The sequence below is a fragment of the Bacillus sp. AFS073361 genome, from assembly GCF_002567005.1.
GTDB lineage: Bacteria > Bacillota > Bacilli > Bacillales > Cytobacillaceae > Neobacillus.
This window is the reverse complement of record NZ_NUZU01000004.1, coordinates 29,631-45,682: the sequence shown is the minus strand read 5'-3', so window position 1 is coordinate 45,682 and position 16,052 is coordinate 29,631. Positions and strand designations below refer to the sequence as shown.

Genomic DNA, 16,052 nt, shown 5'->3' with positions numbered 1-16,052 from the left:
TTTCCTATAACTAGTAATGAATTTTTTTGGGAATTGGGGTATAATGACTAATATATTTTGATTGATTTTGATTGATTTTTATTAATTTTGATTAAAACAAGGGGGTAATCAATTGAAGATACAGGACCCAGTAAGGGTTAATATTAGTGATCCCCGTCTCTCTACATCCGAGCGGTCTTCTACCAGCAAAGCATCTTTTCAAAAATTAATAGACTCCTATTCAAAAGAACTCACCCAGGATCACCTCCAGGAGCTGCTGCAGGATATTGATCAACAAGGCCAGCAGTTAAGCGAAAAACCCACATTTCATGAACTTCGCAAATACAAGGATTTGGTCAAACGATTTATGGGTGAGGTATCGAAAAATGGGGTAGGGCTGTACCAAACAGAAACCTGGGATCCTTATGGAGGGAGTAAAACACTAAAAACCATCCAAGTGCTTGACCGCAAATTGATGGAATTATCGGACCATGTGCTGCACCAACAAAATGCCAATCTATCGATTATGGAACGAATTGGTGAAATCAAAGGCTTATTGGTCAACCTCTATACCTAAATTTTTACTAATGAAAAAAGGGGTTATGAAAGAATGAATCTGTATAAAAAATCCATGCTGATTATAGGGATCATCACATTGGTTGGCGTCGGCGGGTACTTTGGTTGGGAGAAGTTAAATGCCCCTAAGGAAGAAATAAAAGAGCCGACGGCAGAAGAACTGTTAGAGCAATCGGTGGATACCGAGATGATCACAACGAATTTCGCAGATGAAGGCTTTATCAAAATGAGGTTCAAAATCATTACCAAGTCGAAGAAAGACGCAGAAGAAATTGGTAAACTTCAATTTCATATTGAAAGTTCGATTATCCAATATGTTAATAACATAAAAAAGGAAGAAGCTAACGGACCGAAAGGACTTACATTAATAGAAAACAATTTACAAAAGGTACTTAATCAGGAATTAGGTACAAATTACATTACTCGGGTTTACATGATCGATAAAGTTGTCCAATGAGTTCCTCGGTCGCTTGAAGTTAGCAGCGTTGTACCGTTCTTTCTACTACTACTTTAGAATCCAGAGAGGAAGAAAACAAGTGCAAAACTATCTAAACGAAATACTTTTAGGTCTCAACTTGATCGGAGTGCTTTACTTGGTCGCACGAGGTTCTTCCCGCCGAGATATTGTATCTCAGCGGGAATTTTATCGAAGTATTGTTGAAAACAATAAAAAAATCAGCCCTGAAATAGCTGAGTTAAAAAGGACAATAGATGAGTTCAAAGGGACCGTCCAGGAATACCACACATTTTTTCAGCAAGTGCGTGAACAACAATGGGGAATGGAGAAACCAGTAGATGAACGATCCGTTCAATCTAGGACCATATCCAACAATGGCCAAAAATTATTAGTGCAAGATCGATACAAGGAGATTTTTGAATTACGGGAACAAGGGCTATCCGTGGAACAGATTGCTAGAAAACTAGAAAAGGAATACGACGAAGTATCCTTCATTATCCAGTTTGCTGACAAAGCACGTGCCTAAGAAAGGGGTTTTATCATGATAAGAGGTTTATACTCTGCCGCTTCAGGAATGTTTTCGATGGAGCGAAAGCAAGAAGCACTAGCCGATAATCTGGCCAATGCACAAACACCGGGATTTAAGAAGGATGATACGGTTCTACGTGCCTTCCCGAAACTATTAATTCAACGAATTCAGGATTTTAATCAAAATGGCGGGGGACCTATTGCCGGAGCACCGCAAATACCCGGACAGCAAGTTCCTGTAGGTGAACTGGTTACCGGTGTCTATGCACAGGAACGCATACCCAGCTTTAATCAAGGACCTCTTGTGCAAACCGGCAGCCCGCTGGATATTGCGATCGAAGATCAAGATATTCCCTCGCAAGACATCAATGGCAGACAAGTGAAGCCAGCTGCCTTTTTTGCTGTTCAGCTCCCTGATGGAACGGTTGGATACACAAGGAATGGCAAGTGGGATTTAGATGCAAGTGGGAACCTGGTGACCTCGGAGGGGTATCGTGTGTTGGGCGCTGATCACCAGCCTGTCAAAATAACGGATAGTATTCAAAAAGAAGACCTTTCGATCGACTCTAATGGAAATATCATTGCCTATCCCGGTGATCCAGCAAAAACAAAAACTGCTGGTCAGATTGGAATGGTGGTCGTACAAAATCCATTCGAGCTTCGCCGAATGGGCGGGAATGTATACCAGTCAGCTAATCCAGTGCCATTTATTCAAGACCCAGGAGAAACCAATCCAGGCGTTTCTCTTAATCAAGGGTTTATGGAGCAGTCGAATGTTGATCCTGGTCAAACGATGGCAGACATGATGATGACTGTAAAGGCATACGAGGCCAATCAAAAGGTAATCGGCACCTATGATCAATCGTTGCAACAGTTGTACTCAGTTGGAAAGATTAATGGATAAACACAACAAGAATAGGAGAAAAGGAATTTGAATACGTCACTTTTTATTTCTGCCGGTGCTTTGCGAGCCTACCAGGAAAAAATAGATACCACTTCAAACAATGTGGCCAATGTAAATACCGCAGGCTATAAACGAAGAGACCAAAGCTTTTCTGAAATTTTAGCTTCTCAAATCAACAATCAGGGACGCGTCGATCGGGAAATTGGCCGGCTCACCCCTAATGGCCTGCGCGTCGGTTATGGCACACGGACGGGACTTACCCAATTGGATATGGAACAAGGACAAGCGATGCAAACAGGTAATCCTTTTGACTTAATGATACAAGGAAAAGGATTTTTTCAGATCGGCTATCCTGCTCAGACGGCTGGGGCACCGATGGAAGTAAGGTATACACGTGATGGGAATTTCCACTTGAGTCCAAATCCTGCAAAACCGGGAACTTATCATGTAGTTCATCCGAATGGAGGCTATTTACTGGATCAGTCTGGAAAACCGATAGAGTTAGATGGCCAGTATGAAGTTCAAATTAGTGCCAATGGTGAAATTCAATTGAAAAATAAAAATGGCCAAGGGGCAGCGTTCATTTCACCGCAACAGGTGGGCATCGTTGATATTCAAAATCCACATGTTTTACGAAATCTGGGTGATAATGAATTTGCGATTGATGCAGCGTCGTTACCAAATGGTGCAAATGCGGAAAACTATGTGAGAATGATGGGGCGAGGAGAGGTTCAGGTATCAAAAGGTTATCTTGAAGGATCTAACGTGGATTTGTCGAAAGAAATGACGGACCTAATGAGCTCGCAGCGGAGCTTTCAAATGAACTCGAGAGCCGTTTCTTACGCTGATCAGATGTTGGGGATAGCGAATGGGATTTTGAGATAGCTTAAGTTGGAGACGTTTTTTGGGCGTCTCTTTTTTTCTATGGTCGGTATGGATGTAAATCAGGACAAAAGTCTCCTTAACTAAGTTGAAATTTTTCCGATAGAGTATACAGGTTTATTATTTGTGGCCAGGTGAGCTTAATTGGAAAAATCATACTAAAAGGGGATGTGACCAAGCTGGACCTAAGTTAAGTTTCTTTAAAATAAATTATAGAGGAGAAATAATTATGCGAATTAACGGATTTTCAGGATTTGATGTAGACTCTGCTGTTAAAGAACTGATGACTGCTGCTAGAAAGCCAGCAGATAAGCTACATCAACAAAGAGAGTTGACAACTTGGAAAATTGACTCCTATCGGGAAGTTAATACTAAAATCTCGGAACTTCGTAATATGATGCAAGAGATGCGTTGGACAGGCGATTTTAATAAGAATTCGTCTGAGTCCTCCAATCCTAATACTGTAGTAGCAACTGTCACCGGCTCTCCCACACAAACAACTTATGATGTTACCGATATTAAATTAGCTGAATCAGAAAGAGCTGCCTCCGTTAAGTTCTTTGGCAATGTTGCAGACCCAACTAAAAAAATGACAGATCTCGGTGCACAAGCAGGGTCTATAGTGATTAATGGAAAAACAGTAACTGTCGATGCTAATGAAACACTTAACGCCTTTATGGATAAGGTAAATGCAACTGCAGGTATAGGTTTAACAATGAGTTATTCTGCAACAGAGAAGTCCATTACATTTACTAGTTCTAGCCCAGGCGGTTCATCTAAGATTACAATCGCAAGTGACCCTGCCAGTGCAGTAATCAATCCTCTCTCTGATTTAGGCATAATACCCGGATCGACTACCGCCACTGATACCAATGCTTTTGTGAATAGTGATACTTTATCGTTTGTACAGGGTCGTACTAAAGCTCAAGCAGAAGCTACCATTAATGGTATACGATATAAATCAGATACTAACTCGATTACTTATGATGGTGTTAAGTTTGATCTTAAAGGAACTTCGGCTACTCCTGCGTCTCCTATTACTATCAGTCAAAAGAAAGATAATGATGCCATATTCGATAGAATCAAAAAGTTTGTTGACGTTTATAACGGTTTAGTAGACGATCTCAACAAGAAGCTGGACGAAAGAAAACCGAAAGGATTTGCCCCGCTTACCGAAGAACAGAAGTCTGCTATGAATGATGATCAAATCGAAAAGTGGGAGTCCAAGGCTAAAGAAGGCTTATTAGGTCGAGACCCTATCATTTCTAATCTTGTTATGAAAATGCGATCAGCAGCACATGCTCCCGTTATTAATTTTAAAGATGATGGCACTAAAGAAACTATTGGGACATTAGCATCTATCGGTGTCGGCTTAGGTGACAGCTGGAGAGACAACGGAAAGTTAAAGATAGACGAAACCAAGTTAAAGGCAGCGATAGCCGATGATATAACTAAGGTTACAGATATCTTCACCAAGAGCACTAGCAATCTCCCATCTACCGATACTTCTAACACTCTTAAAAGCTCAACTAAGTATGAGCAAAGTGGTATTGCTGACAGACTGTATGAGCAGTTAGACTCCGTCATGATAGAACTTGGTAAGCAAGCTTTGGGTGGACCTCAGAGTCTGATAGGTAAACAAATTTCTCAAATCGATAATCGTATTAGTGATTTTGAAAAACATTTAGTTTCTATGGAAGATAAGTATTATAGACAATTTACTGCCATGGAGAAAGCCATGCAAAAGGCTAACAATCAAAGTAGTTGGCTAGCCAGTCAATTAGGCGGCGGATACTAGAAATTTATGGGAGTAGGATAATGAATCCTACCCCCGTTTTTTAAAAAACTCACTAGACTTTAATAACAGGTCATTCCACTTGGAGTGACCTGTTTTTTTAGCTAGGGACCCCAAAAACACTAAACAATTTTTTCGAACCTCCGATAAGTATTAATAGCTAGGAAATTCCTTCAATGATAAAGGAAGGACATAATTTGGTTATCTAAACAAATTTTTGGATTCTCCGATAATAATTAATAGTAGAAATTCCCTCGAATGTAAAAGGTTAGAAATTTTCATTAAAATTACTAAACAATTCCTTTGATTAACCGATAATAGAATTGTAAAGGAAAATGAACCTCAGGAGGATGGGAACATGCTCATTGTAGGAAGAGAAATTGGTCAATCTGTGATTATTGGTGAGGGAATTAAAGTTAGCGTTCTACAATATGATTCCAAGCTACGATTAGTAATTGATGCACCAAAGCACCTTCGAATTTCTAAGGTGAAACAGAAGGAAGGCAGCTCCCTAAATTTAAAAAAGCGGGCTACAATAATCGGAAACACTATGCTAATCGGAGATGATATAAAAGTAACCATTCTCCGAACGGAATCTGGATTACTCCGCTTCGCGATTGATGCTCCAAAAGAAGTGAGTGTATTTCGTGAAGAATTATACAAAACCAGATCTCTTATCTGACAATCCAATAGTACATAGGTTCTCAATTTTGATAATTCTATCAAAATCGTACTTCAAGTTTATTTTGTTAATAGACCCACAGGGTATATTATAGATTATTTTCAAAAGGGAAATACCCCAACAAAAATCATATTTTTCTAGGAGGAAAATTATTTATGCGTATTAACCACAATATTGCAGCACTTAACACACATCGTCAGTTATCAAGTGCATCTAATGCACAAGGTAAATCAATGGAAAAATTATCTTCAGGTCTTCGTATCAACCGTGCAGGAGATGATGCTGCAGGTCTAGCAATCTCTGAAAAAATGCGTGGACAGATTCGTGGTCTTGACCAAGCTTCACGTAACTCTCAAGATGCAATCTCCCTAATCCAAACCGCTGAAGGCGCGTTGAATGAAACTCACGACATTCTACAACGTATGCGTGAATTAGCGACTCAATCTGCTAATGGAACGAACACGAGTACAGACCGTGGGGAAATTCAAAAAGAAGTTAGTCAGTTAACTCAAGAAATCGACCGTATCCGTGATACTACTGAGTTCAATACAAAGAAACTTTTGAATGGCGACTTGGCTGTTGCAGCCTCTTCTTCCACAGTTGGTGTATCAAAAGTTACTGTTTCAAATGACAGTATGACCGCAGGTACTTACGATTTCAAAGCTACGGCTCCTGCTGATATCAAGATGGGAGCTACAGTTAACACATCTACTATTACAGGGTTTGATGCAGCTGCTGACGTAGTCACTGCAGCGGATGCGGATTTGGAAAACTTGAAACTTGGTGACTACAAACTAATTTCCTCTGATGCAGGTGGTGGTAACTTCAAACTTGAATTGCAGGATGCGTCCGGTAAAGTAGTTGCTTCCAACGCTTCTGTAGCTGCTAATGCTGCAGCAACGTTATCTGGAACAGGGGGCGTAGTCTTTAAAGTTGGAGCAAACGCAGTCGCTTCTACTGGTGAAGCGAAATTTAGTCTTGAAGCAACAACAAGTGCAGCAACGACCCTCTCGAATGCTGGTGGAACTGTTGCAACTTTGGCTTCTGGCACAACTTCCAAGAATGGTGTATTTGAAGTTGGTGGTTTAAAGATACAATTGGATTCTGAAGCATTTGGAGGTGCTGCTGGTGTACTTAACGGTACAACTGTAGCGACAGCAACTGTGACAAATAATGCTGAAACGTTCCAAATCGGTGCAAACGAAGGGCAAATAACAAAATTGGGTATTGGTGACATGAGTGCAAAGGCTCTTGGTGTGGATAAAGTTGATTTGTCAACTTCTGCAGGAGCGCAATCTGCAATCACAGCTATCAACAATGCTATTGAGAGTGTATCTGGCGAACGTTCTAAATTGGGTGCTAACCAAAACCGTTTGGAACACACTATCAATAACTTAAATACTTCTTCTGAAAACTTAACTGCTGCAGAATCTCGTGTTCGTGACGTAGATTATGCTTTAGCTGCCTAGGTAGTGAAAAGCACAGTCGTCCTAGCTGGTAACGGCTAGAGATCATTATCGGGTGAATTGCTGGAAACCCCTTAGAGCTTTTCTTACCACAACGTAGTTGGAAACGACAAGCGGGATGGTTTGAAAAAAGAAAAGATTGGGCAATCAGCAGCCAAGCTCCTGTCTCGAAAGAGTGGAGAAGGTTCAACGACTAGGATATACCATCTAAGGCGAGAGCTATGATGATGAAATCCATAGGTGAAACAATGGTCATCAGCATTGTGAATCCGAAGTGCCCGACCCCTACTAGAATGCAAGAGGGTGAAGATATAGTCTGGTCATTTATGAAAGTAAATGTTCGCACGATGGCGAAAGAAATGATGACTCAAACTAAGAACTCTATTCTTAGTCAAGCTGCTCAAGCTATGCTTGCTCAAGCTAACCAACAACCACAAGGAGTTCTACAACTTCTTCGTTAATTTAAATATAAAAGAGGCTCTAGATTTTCTAGAGTCTCTTTTCATATAAGAAATGAAGCACCATGATATGAAAAAAATAGCCGAAAATGGCTCTCCATTTATCCGATAAGACAAAAGATCAAACACGTTTAGAAGGCGGTGAATTCTTGCAAATCCCACAAATACGTTTACAACAAACCTACGCCCAAATTGGTTTGCGTTCGACCCAGCCAGTACAAGAAATACAACAGGCTCCTGCCGATTTATCCATCAAACAGGTACCGTCAACGTTGACGATCGAACACCCACCATCCAGTCTTGAAATTGATCAGGAGCAGGCCTGGAATGAGCTTGGTTTTAAAAATCTTAATGTGTTAACAGCAGACACGGCTGAATTCTCCAAGCAAGAAGGGATAGAGGCAATTGCTCAAGCCGCCCAAGAAGGCGATCAAATGGCAGCTATTGAACATAAGAGTGATGCAATAGCTTCCATCGCAACAGAAAAGGGCAACCCAGCACCAGCAGATTTCAATATCGCTTTTATACCTAGCTACGGCTCAGTCCATATTAATTTTACTCCTTCAGAGGTACATATCGACTGGAAAAAAGGCGGAGCGGAAATTGAATCCACTCAACATAAGCCCATTCATGACTATACACCTGGGAAGACGGAAGTATACTTACGTCAAATGCAGCAGCTTCAAATCGACTTTGTTGGGTTAAATGTGAATAATAAAGGGTGAGAATTTTACCTCTAATGAAATGTTTACCAAAATAAAAAGGATGCGGATCTATTCACGGGCAAAACCCGCGATACTATCCGTATCCCTTTTTTATTACTCTATTTAAGTTATCCAATATGGCATCAAGCTAGATGAACTTTTACACTGTTTCTTCCGCTAAGTTTAGCTTCATACAGTCCTACATCTGCACGCCATATGATGGTTCGAGGTTGATCATTGGCAGTGAAAGTTGAAACACCAAAACTGGCTGTTATACTTCCAACTTCAGGAAAGAAATGATCCTTGATTATGTCTCGAAGACGTTCTGCCAGTTCTGTTGCTTCTTTTGTTGAATGATTAGGCGCTACGATTAGAAATTCTTCCCCACCCCAGCGACCCAAATAACTATTATTAGGAACGTTTTCTTTAACGATTGCGGCAAATTCTTTTAGAACCTCATCACCCACCTCATGACCATGTTTGTCATTAACTTTCTTAAAATGGTCAATATCAAAATAGATTACTGAAAATGAGGAATGATTCGTTTCCGATAACTGGATTTCATTTTCCAGCCATTTATCTAGCATTCTGCGATTGGGAATTTTTGTCAAAGTATCCTCGAACGCAATTTGCTTCAATAGATTGGCTTCATGGTAGTAGGTTACAAGCGTTTGAAAAAAGTATACGACAACAATATAAATGAGATGAGAAAAAAATAAATGAGTCAATACACTTTTGGCTTTTACAGTGTCGAACATATCAGGCATTACAATAACTAATGTAATGAAGAAAATCATCAAGGAAAATATCAAAGCCTTCTTCCGATCCAATACCATAAAAGAAAAAATGATGAACAAAGGAGCCCAGAAAATATACAATACAATACTATTTTGTACTAGCTGATTCGCTAATTCAATCACTCGGTTTATGTGAAATATTCCAAAGAAACATAAAAAGCAAATTTCGAAAGTCCTTACGTACATATTCTTATATACGAATATCCAAGCCGCTGTTAAGAAAATGATTTGCAGGGGCAAAGTGACTTTAATATATTGGTCGAGGTATGGAGAAAATTTCAATTGAAGCAGTGTTGATACATTTAAAATAGGTATGATTGTCAGATAGATGGTACGTTTTAATTTTAAATAACTGTTCGTTTCATCATTACTAGTTAACAAGATAATTTGTCCTTTCTTTTGTCAGTTTATGAGTTTAAAATATAGCCCCTTCGACCTAATTCCAACTATCTATTACAATAACTTGACAACTATTGGTTAGGAAACGAAAAAAATGATTCGTGATACCGAAAAAAACCGAATACCACCGGAAAAATACAGTACTTACACTCACAAATAAATCATCCCAACAGTAGTTAGTCCATTTGAACTAACTACTGTTTTCTATTATTATTTAACTAAACTTATTTTTAAAATAACCGATCATAAATATATAGGAATAGGAGGGAACTTTGTAATGCGAATCAATGATATGAAATCTAGTTTTTTTTCCTACCAAAGTCAACAGAACCGTTCAAATATAACGAATATCACAAAAAATACATCTTCTTCAGCAGATGTGAAAATATCGACGCGCGGCCGGGAAATTTCGCAGGCGATCATGTCAGAACAAGCACAACGTCAGCAGCGAGTTCAAGAATTGAAGCAGCAAATTGCCGATGGAAGCTACAAAGTGGACAGCAGCAAAATTGCTGAGAAAATGATCGATTTTTGGGACAGCAATTCGAAGTAGGAGGCAAGAAAATGGAAGCCCTGAAAAAACTTAAACAAACGATGGAAACCATGGTCGATGCCCATACTCGATTACTCGATTTAGCCAAAAAGAAAAGGACCATCCTTGTCGAGGGGAATAATAAAGAACTTCAAAGCCTGATTTATCGCGAAAGTTCATGCGCGGATGAAATTCAAAAATTGGAACAGGAAAGAAAGCGATACGTCCAAGAATATTTGCTCCACAAAGGTTTTTCGGGTCATTCTTTCACGCTTGAAGAATTAATGAAAATACAGGACGATCCCACTTCAAAGACCTCTATATTATTCATTGCCAAACAACTTCGCGTTTTGATTCAGGAAATTACCAATTTAAACGAAAACAACCAACAATTAATTGAAACTTCCCTTTCATACCTTCAATATTCGATTGGGATGCATGTTCGAAAAGAACCGGCTATCGGGTACGGTCCGAAAGCAGGAAACCGGTTTGCAAACCTGTTGGATGCAAAAATATAAAGAGTTATTATTTTTGAAAGACGGAGGGAATAAGTATGGCTTCAACCTTTCATGGACTTGAAGTGGGGAAACGAGCACTTTTTGCGCAGCAGTCGGCTCTTTCTACTACAGGACACAACATTGCCAATGCAAACACGACCGGATATACGCGTCAACGGGCAGAAATGCAAGCTACCCCGGCGATTTCAAACCCAGGGATGCACAGCGATCAGTCTCCATCCCAATTGGGAACCGGTGTCGAGGTTAATAAACTAGTTCGCTTAAGAGAAGAATACTTGGATGTCCAATTGCGCGGAGAAACCAAAAATGCCGGTTATTGGGAAGCCAAAAGTGATTCGTTAACCAAAGTGGAAGAACTGCTGAACGAACCCTCTGACGATGGGTTAGCCTATACGATGGATGAATTCTGGAAAGGCTGGCAGGAGTTATCCAAAAACCCAGATAGTGCGGCTGCCCGTGCCGTTGTACGACAAAGAGGGGTGGCGGTGACAGAAACCTTTGATCACTTTTCGGACTCCTTGACTCAAATGCGGCAAGATTTGAATAACGTTATAGGTACTAAATTAAACGATATTAATAGTCTTGCTAAACAAATTGGCAGTCTAAATGATCAAATCTCCCGCTTGGTCCCAAATAATTACCAGCCCAACGATTTATATGATCAAAGGGATGTCCTTATTGATCAATTATCGAAACTAGTAAGTGTAAACGTACAAACCTCTCCTAATAAAAATGGAATGGTACAAGTGTTTATCGGTAATAGTACAAAAGCATTGGTGGATGATCGGACGGCAAATACGCTTACTCTTGGCAGTTTTACTAAATCTAGTACATCCATAGTGGAGGGGCAGATTGCCATAGTAGATGCCAATAGTGGTGCTGCGACCCCATTTTTGCTAGGTTCTGGTGAACTGCTTGGCAGGATTGAATCCTTTGGATTAGATAAAAATGGTTCATTAACAGGAACGATTCCAGAAATGCAGGAGAAGCTCAATAAACTGGCCAAAACGTTTGCAGAAAAAGTGAATGAAATCCATCGCAGTGGGATGAACCTAGATGAAATTAGACCACCACAAGCCGGAAGCACAATTTATAGAAATCTAGATTTCTTTGTAAAAAAAGATACTACTGCACCAGACCTTGCAGCGGGCAATTTAGAGGTTAATCCCCTCTTGTTTGAATCATTAGATAGAATTGCAGCAGCACAAGTGGAGGGTACAAATACATCCTCAACTGGAAATGGACAGAACGCTCAGCTGATTGCTGGGATAAAATTTGATCATCAATTGGATTTTGGAAATATTGGTCAATCTAATAAAACGACAGCAGATGATTTTTATCGGAACATAATCGGTCAATTAGGGATTGATTCACAAGAAGCGCAGCGCATGCAGGATAATTCTGAGGTGATCATTAGGCAGGTGGAAAATCGCCGTCAATCCGTGTCAGGCGTTTCTTTGGATGAGGAAATGGCCAACATGATTAAATTCCAGCAGGCGTACAATGCTGCTGCACGAGTCATCACGACGATGGATCAATGCTTGGACAAAGTGATCAATGGCATGGGCCGGGTAGGATTGTAGGAGGGTTAATATGAGCATGCGTGTTACTCAAAATATATTAAATTCGAATATGTTGTTTAATTTGAATCGAAGTAATAAGGCCATGGATAAATATCAAGAACAACTATCGTCTGGTAAAAAAATAAATCAAGCATCGGATGATCCAGTTACAGCGGTAAGAGGCATGTTTTACCGTTCATCACTAAATGAAATTGACCAATACAAAAGAAATAGCGATGATGGACTCTCGTGGATGACCACTACAGATGAAGCGTTGGATGAGGTAACCACCGTGCTGCAGCGGGTACGAGAGCTAACAGTACAAGGTCTGAATGGAACCAATGATCCAAGTGCCCGTTATGCGGTTGCGCAAGAAATCAATCAATTAAAAGAACATCTTGGAGAGGTTTCCAATTCTCAGATAGCAGGGAATTACATTTTTGCCGGAACCGATACGAAAACACCTCCCTATAGAACTGACCCGGCGGTGGCGAATTCATCGAAAGAATTTCGAAATACCAACCAAGAAAAGCTGGAGCTGCAGGTAGGATCGACAAACAATGTCCAAATCAATGTTCCCGGAACCAATGTATTTAATAATGATGGCGCTGGAGGCATCTTCAAAGTCCTGACAGATATCGTTTCCGACTTTAATAATCAAACTGCGGGCGCAACTGACCATTTAAGCAAATTGGATATACAGTTGGATAACCTTTTAAAGGAACGCTCTGAATTAGGGGCAAGAATGAACCGTATGGAATTAAGCATGTCACGGATTGATAGCCTTGAGGTTTCCACGACTCGGTTATTATCCAACGAAGAGGATGTGGACATTGCTAAGGTGATTATGGACTTGAAGGCACAGGAGAATGTTCAGCGTGCTGCATTATCCGCTGGAGCCCGTATTATTCAGCCTTCTTTAGTAGATTTCTTACGCTAATCCAATTTTTTATGCTTTCTTTCTTAATCAAAAAAAATCAAAATCAATGAGTGGTTAAACATGATAAATAAAAAACATCCCCTACGATCACGGTTTGTTTTTCGAAAAGGAAGTATCTTTTGGAAGACATACCTTTTGAATTTAATCCTTATACTATTGATTTTGGCTGTCGCGTTTTTTACAGCACATACGATTTTTCCAAAAATGGCCCAGGAAAATTACAAGTCGATCACTGATGAACAAGCCAATCGAATTAAAGAGCAATTGATGTTGATTCACACTGAATGGGACAAAACAGTAAAAAATATTCAAACGAATCCTCAATTTCTATCAATCGACGAGGGGAGTTTTGATGACCTTTTAAAGGAAGTTGTTGCCAATAACGTGCTAATTGATAGTGCGATGGTTTTGAGTAACAATGGAACCGTAGAAGCCGTTTTTCCAGAGGGTGTGCAAAACTTGAAGGGGTCAGACTTTAGCGATCGAGTCTATTTTCAAAAAGTTTTAACCACAAAGAAAGCTTACATGAGTGAAGTAATTACCGCACCCAGTACAGGGAGACAACTAATTGTCCTAGCTGTACCCATTTTGAACAGGTATCAAAAAGTGGAAAAAGTAATCGGATTAAATGTTCGCCTCTCAGAAAATCCAATGCTGCGTTCATTTTTTGGCGAAATCAAATTGGGTGGATCCGGGTATGCTTATATCGTTGATTCACAGGGGAATATTATTTCGCACCCCAACCCCGATCGAATAGGTCAATCCGTAAAGAACAATTTTGTTGTCCAATCGCTGTTAAAGCAACAATCAGGTTACCGAGAAATCCAAAATACCGAAGGGGTCAGGATGTACGCCAGTTATCGGTATATACCCAATCTACACTGGGGAGTTATCGTTCAAGTTCCTGTTAGCACAACAATTAAAAGCTTGAAATCCTTTGACAAAAAGCTCTGGGAATTAGTTGCTATGATGATGCCTTTCTTGTTCCTGATTGTCTGGTTTTATACCTACCGGATGATTCGTCCCATCAAAGAACTGTTTGAGGCTGTTGACCAGGTAACAGCCGGGAATTATGAACACCATATTGAGACAAAACAGCAAGGTGAGTTAGGCAGTCTGGGTATTCAGTTTAATAAAATGATCGATAATATACGGGGAAGTAAAAACAGTTTGTTGAAGAAAGAGATGCTTTTGCGACAACAACAATTATTTTTACGACAAATGATGGATATGAATCCTAACCTTATTTTTGCCCGTAATCGTTCAGGGAAATATACACTCGTTAATAAAGCATTTGCTGATCTTTATCAAGAATCGATTAAGGATGTACTAACTAAAACAATTTTTGATTTAATTGACCCGGAAGTGGCAAATGAAGATTTTGCTAATGATCTAAGCCTGATGGATAACCTGCAAGAGCAGTTTGTCCCAGAGTGGGTGCTGATGGATAAAGAGGGGAAAAAACGGTGGTTTCAATTAACGAAAATTCCCATTATTTCATCAGAAGGAACAAGCAACGAAGTGCTGTGTGTGGCCACGGATATTACGGAGAGAAAACAGAAGGAACAGGTCATTGAGTTTCAAGCATACCATGATTCCTTGACGAAGCTGCCTAATCGACTGTATTTTGAGAAACACATCAATCAAGACCTTCAGAATCCTACTCTCAAGACAGGTACTGTTATGTTTTTAGATCTGGATGGTTTTAAGAAAGTCAATGATAGTTTGGGGCATGCGGTAGGGGACGAACTTATTATAAAGATAGCGGATCTCTTGCAGCAATGCATTCCAGAGTCGGCCTTACTGTCCAGAATGGGCGGCGATGAATTCACTTTATGGATCCCACATGCTTCCCCTTACCAAGCGGAAGAGACCGCACGAAAAATCATCTGTAAGCTGGGTAAACCTCTATCAGTTGAAAAGCATGAGCTTCATGTCACCGCCAGTATCGGCATCAGTTTTTTTTCACAGCACGGCGAAAGCGGAGAAACACTGCTAAGCCATGCAGATAATGCGATGTACGGGGCCAAAAATAAGGGGAAAAATACCTATCAAATATTCAGTCCTGAAATGAGTATTAATCTGCTTGAACGGGTAGAAATGGAAAGCCTGTTACGGAAGGCCTTAGAAAAAAATGAATTACACTTAGTATATCAACCTAAACTGGATCTTAAATTAGGAAAAATTACAGGCGTTGAAGCTTTATTGCGTTGGGACAATCCCAAGCTTGGTTCGGTTCCCCCAGACAAATTCATCCCGATAGCAGAGGAAACTGGACTTATTGTTCCCATTGGGGAATGGGTCATCCATGAAGCGTGCAAGCAAACTAAAGAATGGCAACAAGCAACTAACTGTTATGTTCGCATGGCCGTGAATCTTTCCACCAAACAATTTCAACATGAGGGTTTGTTAAATACCGTTCAACAAATTCTTCACGCAACTGGACTAGAACCTAAGTGGTTTGAATTGGAAATCACAGAGTCAACCATTATGGAGAACGCGGAAATAGTGATTTCGATATTGGATGGATTTAAATCGATGGGAATTACCCTGTCCATTGATGATTTTGGGACAGGATATTCATCCTTGAGTTATCTCAAACGACTGCCGGTGAATGTACTTAAAATTGATCGCTCCTTTATACGCGATATCATAGTAAATGAGGAAGATCGGGCCATTACCAATGCGATTATTGCGATGGCAAAAAGTTTAAAAATGGAAGTAATAGCAGAGGGAGTAGAAACAGAAAAACAGATGCAATTCTTACGGTCTAGAGGTTGCCATCATATCCAGGGCTACCTAATTGGAAAGCCAATGGGCAAGAACAATTTAGAGAAATTATTGTATAAAGAACTAGTGAGTTAATTAACCTT

15 protein-coding genes and 1 pseudogene are annotated in these 16,052 nt (G+C 40.0%); 15 read left to right on the top strand and 1 reads right to left on the bottom strand.

From position 1 onward, the window contains the following. Positions 1-112: 112 nt before the first annotated feature. From COJ96_RS02230 to COJ96_RS02185, 10 genes and pseudogenes are all read left to right on the top strand, one after another. Positions 113-556 carry a YaaR family protein gene (locus COJ96_RS02230; protein ID WP_098571378.1) on the top strand — a complete coding sequence of 148 codons (444 nt, stop codon included), beginning with the start codon at positions 113-115 and terminating at the stop codon, positions 554-556. A 33-nt stretch (positions 557-589) separates the two neighbouring features. Next, positions 590-1,012, top strand: a complete 423-nt coding sequence (locus COJ96_RS02225; RefSeq protein ID WP_098571377.1) for a flagellar basal body-associated FliL family protein — start codon at positions 590-592, stop codon at positions 1,010-1,012. A gap of 79 nt (positions 1,013-1,091) precedes the next feature. Beyond that, a complete protein-coding gene (locus tag COJ96_RS02220) occupies positions 1,092-1,538 on the top strand; it encodes a DUF6115 domain-containing protein (RefSeq protein WP_098571376.1) in 447 nt (148 codons plus the stop codon). 15 nt (positions 1,539-1,553) lie between these two features. Continuing rightward, on the top strand, positions 1,554-2,444 hold the full coding sequence (locus tag COJ96_RS02215; protein WP_098571375.1) for a flagellar hook-basal body protein: 891 nt from the start codon (positions 1,554-1,556) through the stop codon (positions 2,442-2,444). Between the two features lie 27 nt (positions 2,445-2,471). After that, the gene (locus COJ96_RS02210; RefSeq protein ID WP_098571374.1) at positions 2,472-3,329 is read left to right on the top strand and encodes a flagellar hook-basal body protein; all 858 of its coding nucleotides are present in this window, start codon (positions 2,472-2,474) and stop codon (positions 3,327-3,329) included. A 226-nt stretch (positions 3,330-3,555) separates the two neighbouring features. Beyond that, positions 3,556-5,124, top strand: a complete 1,569-nt coding sequence (gene fliD / locus COJ96_RS02205) for a flagellar filament capping protein FliD (RefSeq protein ID WP_098571373.1) — start codon at positions 3,556-3,558, stop codon at positions 5,122-5,124. A 355-nt stretch (positions 5,125-5,479) separates the two neighbouring features. Beyond that, complete coding sequence (locus tag COJ96_RS02200) at positions 5,480-5,803, top strand: carbon storage regulator (protein ID WP_098571372.1); 324 nt, start codon at positions 5,480-5,482, stop codon at positions 5,801-5,803. Between the two features lie 155 nt (positions 5,804-5,958). Beyond that, entirely contained in the window at positions 5,959-7,272 is a 1,314-nt protein-coding gene (locus COJ96_RS02195; RefSeq protein WP_098571371.1) for a flagellin N-terminal helical domain-containing protein, read from the top strand. A gap of 341 nt (positions 7,273-7,613) precedes the next feature. Beyond that, positions 7,614-7,730: pseudogene (locus tag COJ96_RS02190) on the top strand (flagellin); the annotation flags it as partial. A 146-nt stretch (positions 7,731-7,876) separates the two neighbouring features. Beyond that, positions 7,877-8,452, top strand: coding sequence for a DUF6470 family protein (locus COJ96_RS02185; protein ID WP_180229954.1), 576 nt, complete (start codon positions 7,877-7,879; stop codon positions 8,450-8,452). 122 nt (positions 8,453-8,574) lie between these two features. On the opposite strand, the gene COJ96_RS02180 is transcribed toward COJ96_RS02185, so the two are convergent. After that, on the bottom strand, positions 8,575-9,609 hold the full coding sequence (locus tag COJ96_RS02180) for a GGDEF domain-containing protein (protein WP_098571369.1): 1,035 nt from the start codon (positions 9,607-9,609) through the stop codon (positions 8,575-8,577). Positions 9,610-9,904: 295 nt separating this feature from the next. Between COJ96_RS02180 and flgM the strand changes: the two genes are divergently transcribed. The 5 genes from flgM to COJ96_RS02155 all read left to right on the top strand — a co-directional run bounded on the left by flgM (position 9,905) and on the right by COJ96_RS02155 (position 16,044). Then, complete coding sequence (gene flgM, locus COJ96_RS02175; protein WP_098571368.1) at positions 9,905-10,180, top strand: flagellar biosynthesis anti-sigma factor FlgM; 276 nt, start codon at positions 9,905-9,907, stop codon at positions 10,178-10,180. 11 nt (positions 10,181-10,191) lie between these two features. Next, positions 10,192-10,677 (top strand): flagellar protein FlgN, encoded by a 486-nt coding sequence (locus COJ96_RS02170; RefSeq protein WP_098571367.1) that lies wholly within the window; start codon positions 10,192-10,194, stop codon positions 10,675-10,677. A gap of 35 nt (positions 10,678-10,712) precedes the next feature. Further along, positions 10,713-12,260: a flagellar hook-associated protein FlgK gene (gene flgK, locus COJ96_RS02165; protein WP_098571366.1), complete on the top strand. Its 1,548-nt coding sequence runs from the start codon at positions 10,713-10,715 to the stop codon at positions 12,258-12,260. A 10-nt stretch (positions 12,261-12,270) separates the two neighbouring features. Beyond that, complete coding sequence (flgL, locus tag COJ96_RS02160; protein WP_098571365.1) at positions 12,271-13,179, top strand: flagellar hook-associated protein FlgL; 909 nt, start codon at positions 12,271-12,273, stop codon at positions 13,177-13,179. A 135-nt stretch (positions 13,180-13,314) separates the two neighbouring features. Beyond that, on the top strand, positions 13,315-16,044 hold the full coding sequence (locus COJ96_RS02155) for a bifunctional diguanylate cyclase/phosphodiesterase (RefSeq protein ID WP_180229953.1): 2,730 nt from the start codon (positions 13,315-13,317) through the stop codon (positions 16,042-16,044). Positions 16,045-16,052 lie beyond the last annotated feature (8 nt).